We start from the raw sequence: 8,338 nt of genomic DNA on the forward strand, positions 1-8,338 counted from the left end.
GTAATGAACAGCTAGTCTTGTTAACATCGAGCAACCTAGTTTGTTCATTGGCTTTTAAGTCAAGGAGCATTATTTGATTAAAGTACTAATTGTTGATGACCATGCATTGGTTCGAATGGGTATTCGACGATTACTCGAAGATATGTCGGATGTAGAGGTAGTCGCTGATGCAGAAAGCGGTGAAGAAGCTTTAGCATTAGTAAAAAAACATTCTCCTGACGTGGTCCTTTTAGATATGAAAATGCCTGGTATTGATGGCTGGGAAGTAACACGTCGTCTAAAAAAATCTAATCCGCATGTCAAGGTTATTGCTGTAACCGCGATGTGTTCTGATCTGTTACCTACCCGTGTTTTGCAATTAGGCGCTATGGGGTATCTGACGAAAGAGTCAGGTGCCGAAGAAATGGCTGCTGCGATACGTAAAGTTGCCAAAGGAGAAAAATACCTTAGTGCTGAAATTGCGCAGAAAGTTGCGATTAATAGTTTGGAGGAAGTACAAGGTTCACCCTTTGATGTATTATCCGAACGTGAAATGCAAGTAATGTTGATGATTACCAGCGGCATGAATGTGCAAGAAATTAGTGATAGGCTTTTCCTTAGTACCAAGACAATTAATGGCTACCGATATCGAACATTTGAAAAATTAGGTATTAAAAATGATGTTGAGCTTACTTACTTAGCTCTGAAACATGGAATTATAGAAAATCCCATCGATTTAACGTCAGAAGATTAAAGGTCCTGGCGCGTAGTCTGGGGTATAGTGCCACCCAGGCTACATTTAAACCAAGAATTACTGCTATTATTACATGAATATCTCTACTGAATTAGCGTTGTTTCTCACACAGTTACCTAATGAGCCTGGTGTTTATCGTATGCTGGATGAAGCAGGCAATATTCTTTATGTAGGTAAAGCTTCCAATCTAAAAAAACGGGTAACAAGCTATTTCAACAAACAAAATACAGGCATTAAAACACGTTCTTTGGTGAGTCAAATTGCCTCTATAGAAATTTCTGTTACGCGTAGCGAAACAGAAGCTTTATTACTCGAAAGTAATCTGATTAAAACATTAAAACCCAAATACAATGTTTTATTACGAGATGATAAATCTTATCCTTATATTCACCTTTCCAATCATCCTGATTTTCCACGTATAGAAAGCTATCGATCTAAAAAAAAGCCTCTCTCCGGTGATTTTTTTGGCCCTTATCCTAGTAGTGCCGCGGTAAAAGAAACTATAGTAACGATACAAAAAGTCTTTAAAGTTCGAAATTGTCGGGACAGTTATTTTAATGCACGCTCAAGACCTTGCCTGCAGTACCAAATTAAACGATGTACTGCACCCTGTGTCAATTATATAACTCCTGAGGATTACAAACGCTCGGTACAGGATGCTATGCGATTTTTACAGGGTAAGTCCCAATTAATTCTTGATGAACTTGCCAAACGAATGGATAAATCTGTAAGCGAATTGAATTTTGAAGAAGCAGCACTTTTGCGCGATCAAATTAAGAGTTTGCGATTGGTGCAAGAACAACAGGGGGTTTTACAATTACGTGGGGATGCGGATGCTATTGCCATTGAAGTTAGCCCTGGTTTTGCATGCGTCCAATGCGTGACTATTCGTGAAGGCCAAGTCTTGGCAAGTCGTAGTTATTTTCCATCGGTACCTCAAAAAGGCTTAGAAGATGAACTCAATATCGACGATTTGTGGCAACAAACTTTTGATGCATTTATAGGATTTTATTATTTGGATGTTCCGGAGAAGATTCCTGCATTAATCATTACGAATCATGATTTAGTGGATCATCAATCCTTGGAAGAGGTATTATCACAACAGCGCGGTAAATTGTGTAAAATTCAAGTGAATCCCCGTGGCATTAAGTCTCGCTGGATGGATTTTGCACTGAATAATTTACGTGTCTCAGTAGCAGAATATGTTACGAAACATTCTACAATGAGATCTCGTTTCCAAGAATTAGAACAGCTTTTGGGGCTGAAAAAACAAATTGGGCGAATGGAATGCTTTGATATCAGTCACACACAAGGCGAGGCAACTGTTGCATCGTGCGTTGTGTTTGATCATGAAGGGCCTTGTCCTAATGAGTATCGACGTTTTAATATCGAAGGCATTACTCCTGGAGATGATTACGCCGCAATGGAGCAGGCCATTACCCGTCGCTTTAAGCGGTTAGTGGAAATTCAATCCTTGCCCGACGTGTTAATTATTGACGGAGGTAAAGGACAAGTAGCGGTCGCCCAGAAAGTGCTTGAGTCTTTAAGTATATCAACGGTAAACATGCTGGGGGTGGCTAAAGGACCTTCACGCAAAGCGGGGTGGGAAAAGTTGATTTTAGTGCATGAAGCACATGAACTGACTTTACCTGATGACTCTAAAGCATTGCACTTGTTACAACATATTCGTGATGAAGCGCACCGTTTTGCCATTACTGCTCATCGTAAAAAAAGACAAAAAAAGAGATTAGAATCAACTCTCGAGGATATAGAAGGAGTTGGATCAAAACGTAGACAAGCATTATTGCATCGTTTTGGTGGAATACGAGAGCTTGCTAAGGCTCCAGTGGAAGAAATTGCCAAAGTATCAGGAATTAGTGAACATTTGGCAAAACGCATTTTTCAATTTTTTCATGGCGAATAAGTGTAGCCATGAAAAAATTGTAGCGCTGGATTAGCGCATTGTCTTCAGCAAATCCCAAGTGCAATGGGGGAGCTCGTCATAATACGACCCTACAGTATGGAGAGCCCTCGTTGTATTCGGGATGGACGGGTATTTTACCTAGGTTAATCATCAACAAATTAGAATATTATTCATAACCCTAGCAAAAACTCTAATATTCGTACTAAACTTATTTTAGATATGCTCGAATAATAATTAGAATAAATTGATATTTAAGCACAAATCTTGCATGTAAAAATAATAAGTAAAGGTGAGAGGGGGGCATATGTATAAATTACTTTCAGCTGCATTGATGATGCTCATGGCTGCCATAGTGAATGCGGGAAATTTTTATGGCACAGGATTATGTGGATACCCACAATACGATTGTATTAAGGTAGAGTCGGGACAAAGTTGGGAGACTTTATTTCCGGATGAAAATCAGCGTGACATTGTGCAAAGAGTCAATCGGACCTATAACCCTTTATGGGCCGGAAAGATTATCGCTGTTCCGAAAAATTTAGCTTATCTCACTGTTTTTGATGTTGCTCCTTTCCCATTAAAAATTTCAAATGAACATCAAAAACAAATTATTGTCGATCAGGATAAATTGGCTTTTGGAGCTTATGATGCCGAAGGTAATTTGGTGAAATGGGGACCTATTTCATCTGGAAGAGACCGATGCCCTGATGCCAATCGTTCTTGTCGCACTTTAACAGGGATTTATCGGGTTTTCAGTAAAGAAAATGAAAAATGTACATCCGATGTATTCCCCATAGGTAAAGGTGGCGCAAAGATGCCTTTCTGCATGTTTTTCCATAAGGGTTTCGCATTACATGGCTCCGACGATATCCCCGGAGTAAGAGCGAGCCATGGATGTGTGCGTATGTTTACCCAGGATGCAAAATGGTTAAATCTGAACTTTGTTGAATTATCCAGCGAACGAAATAATTTTATGGGTACAACGGTTATTGTACGTCCAATAAATGACAGTGAGTGAGAAATATAATGAATACAATAAATAAAATCACTTCAATTTCATTGATGCTTTTCTTAGGACTAATGTCTGCACAACTTGAAGCAGCCAAACTCAAAAAAAATGATCCTCAAGAGGCACAAGCCAAGGCGGAAAAGGAAGAAGCACGATTTCCTATAGGATGCAGGCCAGTAGGATATAAGGAAAGTTTAAAAGTATTATCTCTTTTCCCAGGGAAAGAGGGCGCTTTGCAATCTTTGTATTTTTTCTTTAATAAATCACCACAAACGGTCAGTTTGTACCAAATGCGCGATGAAGACAGTCAGTACACAACTCGATATAATCATTCAATAGGCGGTCGCCAATGGGCGGCATTAGCTACTGGAGAACCATTAGTCAAATTTATTTGTACTGCGGGTGATGGTAAAACCTCCTATGGAAAAATTATAGATTGTGCAGATACGATTAAAGTATGTGAATACGTTAATGTTAAGTTTGGTTTGAATAATAAAGGTAATTATTGGATAGTCGATGGCACAACGAGAAATGGGGCAGTTAATGAAGTAGTGCATTATGGCATAATACCTGGGGTATAAATCTGAAAATATAATGATAAAAATTCAGTTAAATTGCCATGCAAAGAGGGAGAATTGTCATGAAATCGCTAGTACCTTGGGTATGTTTATTCGTTGCATCAGCTGGCCAAAATGCTTTTGCTGATGAGTTTAGTGCTTATCGATTAGGGAATTATAATAAAGCGATAGAGCCTTTGATGAGTCAATCGGGAAAAAATGCAGTCGCCGATTATTACTTAGGACGAATTTATCTTTATGGGTATGGCCAATTAAAAAACAACTTGTTGGCAATACGTTATTTTACCCAATCCGCACAAAAAGGATACCTACCTGCAATTCAACTGATGGCGAAATATACTTTATTGCATGATAAGGATCCGCAACAAGCTTTTGCGTGGTTTAAAAAAGCCGCCGATGCAGGAGATGTAGACGCCCAAATGTTTACGGCAGCAGCTTACATGTATGGAGTTGGGGTAAAGAAAAATACAGATGCGGCAACTCGATATTACATTAATGCGGCAAAAAGTGGTAATTCCCTCGCACAATTTACCTTAGCAAAGAATTTTATTGATAGTCGTAATTCATCAAATCGTAAACTAGGTCTCATTTGGTTAAATAAGGCAGTTGCCAATGGTAATCTTCAAGCAATAACCAGGTTGGGGGAGCTTTATCTAGAAGGGCAGCTGGTCGATAAAGATGAAAAGAAAGGCGAGGAATTATTAAATCAAGCAGCAGCTCAAGGCTTTGCACCTGCAATGGTGGCATTAGGTGAATTGGCTTTAGAGCAAAATCAAAAAGAACAAGCTTTGCAGTGGTTTAATAAAGCAGGAAATCAATCAAGTGATGAGGCCTACTTGGACTTAGCTCACATTTATTTACAACAAAAAAGTCCAATTTATGATCCTAAAACTGCATTTATGTGGACGTTGAAAGCAGCTCAGAATGGATTGCCACAAGCGAAACGTGAGTTAGCTGAAATGTATCAAAAAGGAATAGGCGTTGACACCAATCAAGATTTGGCAAAACAATGGCAGAATCAGGCAATTCAGGATGAAAGTGCAAAAAATCAGGAAGCAGCTTTAGCGCAAGCAGCATTGTGGTTGAGTAATGGTACTACCGATAAACTCGAGCAAACTGATTTTCAAATGAAAGGAATACTTAGTGCTTGGCATAATCCTGCAGTACTAGGAGATTTTGCTTATAACCAAGCACCCCAGCTGAAAAAGATAATGCGTCAGTCTATATTTCAGCCTCAATTTGAATTAGTTCAACCAAATGATGTTCCAATCACCAGTTATTACGATGCACTCTTGAGTAAAATCCCAAGTTTCCAGGCAAATCAATGGACATATCCTCTTTATCCTTTAGACCCGCAGCTTTCTGCTTTGGAAAGAACAACTTCCCCAATATATGCCCAGTTGAATTTACCAGCGCCTTATATAGATGCTAATTATTACGATTATGATGATAATTCACAGGCCAGCATCATGGATTTGTGGACTCAAGGTTGGCAAGCACAACTTAACTACATGTCTATGTTTAATCAACTATATTTCAGAGCAATATTAGGTGATGCCCAATCGCAGTTTCAAATAGGACAAATGTTTCAATATGGCATCGGTGTAGCACAAAGTGATTCTTCAGCCATTATTTTTTATCAAAATGCGGCGCAACAGCAGCATTTGGGGGCAGAATACAATTTAGGCATTTTATATTTACAACACGCTAAGGATAAAAATGATTATCAGCTTGCATTAAATGATTTAACCGATGCAGCGTTTAAAGGAAATAAAAAATCTCAATACGTTTTGGCCAGAATCCTTTCCCAGGGGATAACTGGTTCGGATGGTACAGTTTATATTCAGCCCAATCCAGAACAAGCAACCTCCATGTTATATCTGGCTGCAGCCAATAATTACGGCCCTGCAGAATATGAGCTTGCAGATAATTTGGCGCGTCAAAATGATAGCGGTTTAAGTGTCAATGTCAGGAAGCACAAAATAGCAATGATTCGTCAACTGTATCAAGGGGCAGCAGATAGAGGTATTTCCCAGGCATTACTGCCTCTTGCCTTTTATAATGCTATGGATCAGGATAAGGCAAAGCAGGCGCAAGCTTTTCTTATTGCTAAGGAGCAAGCGGCTACTGGAGATGAAAACGCCGCATTATTGCTGGGATTGCTCTATGACCGGGGTATTGGTGTTAAAGCGGACCCAGGACAAGCGATCACTTGGTATCAGCAAGCAGGACAAAACTCAGTAAGCGATTTTATCTTAGGAACTTATTCTGCAGAAGGAAAGGGCATTGCTCAAGACAAGGCAAAAGGAATGGAGCAATTGCAGAAATCTATTGATGATAAATTCTCTTATGCAGATTTTAATATGGCGGTATTGCAAAAACAAAATGAGCAAGACTTTTTACCTAATTTAATACGGTCTTATAAATTAGGTAACAGTCACGCAGGAATCGTTTTGGCAGATTTCTATTTGGCAGAAAATTCTGATCCAGAGAAAATGCAGGAAGCCAAACAAATTTATACTGGTTTGGCTGAAAAAGGAGATCAGTATGCGCAATTGAAATTGGGTTTTATGCTGGAAAAGGGTTTGGGTTCTGAACCTAATTTGGCAGAGGCACAACGTTGGTATACTGCATCTGCAGAACAAGGAAACCCTCTTGCTCAATATCTGTTAGGTCAGTTTTATCAATTAGGTGAGAATGGCGAGCCTGATTATAATTTGGCCAAGCAGTGGTATGAGAAAGCAGCTCCTGCCTTGCCTGAGGCTTCCGTTGCTCTTGGTTTTATTGATGAAACAGTCAATGATAATTATGCACAGGCATTCAAGGCATATGAACAAGCTGCTGCGAAAGGAGATGCTTTAGGAATATATGATTTGGCGTTAATGTACCTGTATGGCAAAGGCACACCAGTCAATTATCAAAAAGCAAGGGATTTATTTGTTGAGGCATCAACCCATCAAGTTCATGAAGCAATGAATCAGTTGGGAGCAATTTATTTTAATGGCCTCGGACAATCTCGTGACACACAACAAGCTTTATCCTGGTATAAAAAGGCTGCAGATTTAGGTAATGACAATGCGCTTTATCAATTGGGATTGTTATCAGAAACAGGAGTTATTACCAAACTTGATTTTAATGATGCAATTAAGTATTACCAACAATCTGCTGCTAAAGGTAATGAAAAGGCGATGTTGGCTTTAGCAAGAATGTATCATTATGGTTTGGGTGTTGAGAGAAATCCCAAAATGGCTGCAAGTCTTTATGAAAAACTGGCCGCACGCCAAAATGCTTATGCACAGTACCAATTAGGGACTTATTATTTGGAGGGAACTGCTGGTGAGCGATCTCTTTCTAAGGGTAAGGAACTACTACAGCAGGCCAGTGATAATGGTAGCATACAGGCGCGTAAAGTTTTACAGAGAATGGAAGCTCAAAATCAGGCTCGTGTGAGTTTTATTGAACCTGTGTTAATGAATAAAGCTTCCTTTACTCCAGAGCAAACAGCTGATTTTATGTATCTGCAAGCATTAAATGAGTGGAATCAGGGAGATGAAATTTTATCGCGTATGATTTTACAACGTTTAGTGACACAATATCCAAATTTTGTACCGGCAAAACGTGCTTTTGAGCAGTTGAACCAGGCAAAATTGGTTAGTATTTATGGATAGTCAATTTCTGGATTACTGGGTGAAGTAAATATCACCCGGTAATCATATTTTTTCATGTGCTCGTCTCACCTTCCTAGTTATAGTTTCATTGATTCCAAATTAAAAATTTCATGTAACTCCCCGCGTCATCCCGAACCCGAGCGCAGCGAGGGTGAGGGATCTCCTGCGGTGTATCTCGGATACAGTCATGTAAAAAAAAATTTCAAAAATTATGTGGTTGTGATCAAATAGCTGCATGAAATACTACGAACAAATCATCAGCACACTATTGGCTAGGATTGCGGAACTAGAAAAGAGAATGACGCAACAGGCGGCAAGGATAGCAGAGCTGGAAAAACGTTTAAACAAGAACAGCAGCAACAGCTCAAAACCACCATCCAGTGATGGCTTAGAAAACCACCATGCACTACTTCATTGCGTGAAAAT

The 8,338-nt window shown here is 39.4% G+C and carries 6 protein-coding genes; all 6 read left to right on the forward strand.

The genetic code is table 11. From position 1 onward, the window contains the following. Nucleotides 1–73 precede the first annotated feature (73 nt). A complete protein-coding gene (gene letA / locus BW930_RS02650) occupies nt 74–733 on the forward strand; it encodes a two-component system response regulator LetA (protein ID WP_058466537.1) in 660 nt (219 codons plus the stop codon). A 73-nt stretch (nt 734–806) separates the two neighbouring features. Next, complete coding sequence (uvrC, locus tag BW930_RS02655) at nt 807–2,657, forward strand: excinuclease ABC subunit UvrC (RefSeq protein ID WP_058466536.1); 1,851 nt, start codon at nt 807–809, stop codon at nt 2,655–2,657. A 304-nt stretch (nt 2,658–2,961) separates the two neighbouring features. After that, nucleotides 2,962–3,675: a L,D-transpeptidase gene (locus BW930_RS02660; protein WP_058466535.1), complete on the forward strand. Its 714-nt coding sequence runs from the start codon at nt 2,962–2,964 to the stop codon at nt 3,673–3,675. Between the two features lie 8 nt (nt 3,676–3,683). Further along, complete coding sequence (locus BW930_RS02665; RefSeq protein ID WP_058466534.1) at nt 3,684–4,247, forward strand: hypothetical protein; 564 nt, start codon at nt 3,684–3,686, stop codon at nt 4,245–4,247. A 59-nt stretch (nt 4,248–4,306) separates the two neighbouring features. Further along, a complete protein-coding gene (locus BW930_RS02670) occupies nt 4,307–7,912 on the forward strand; it encodes a tetratricopeptide repeat protein (RefSeq protein ID WP_058466533.1) in 3,606 nt (1,201 codons plus the stop codon). 235 nt (nt 7,913–8,147) lie between these two features. Continuing rightward, the coding region (locus tag BW930_RS16910; protein WP_254843422.1) for a DUF6444 domain-containing protein at nt 8,148–8,338 on the forward strand (191 nt) is incomplete at its 3' end.

This window comes from Fluoribacter gormanii (genome assembly GCF_900156395.1).
GTDB lineage: Bacteria > Pseudomonadota > Gammaproteobacteria > Legionellales > Legionellaceae > Legionella > Legionella gormanii.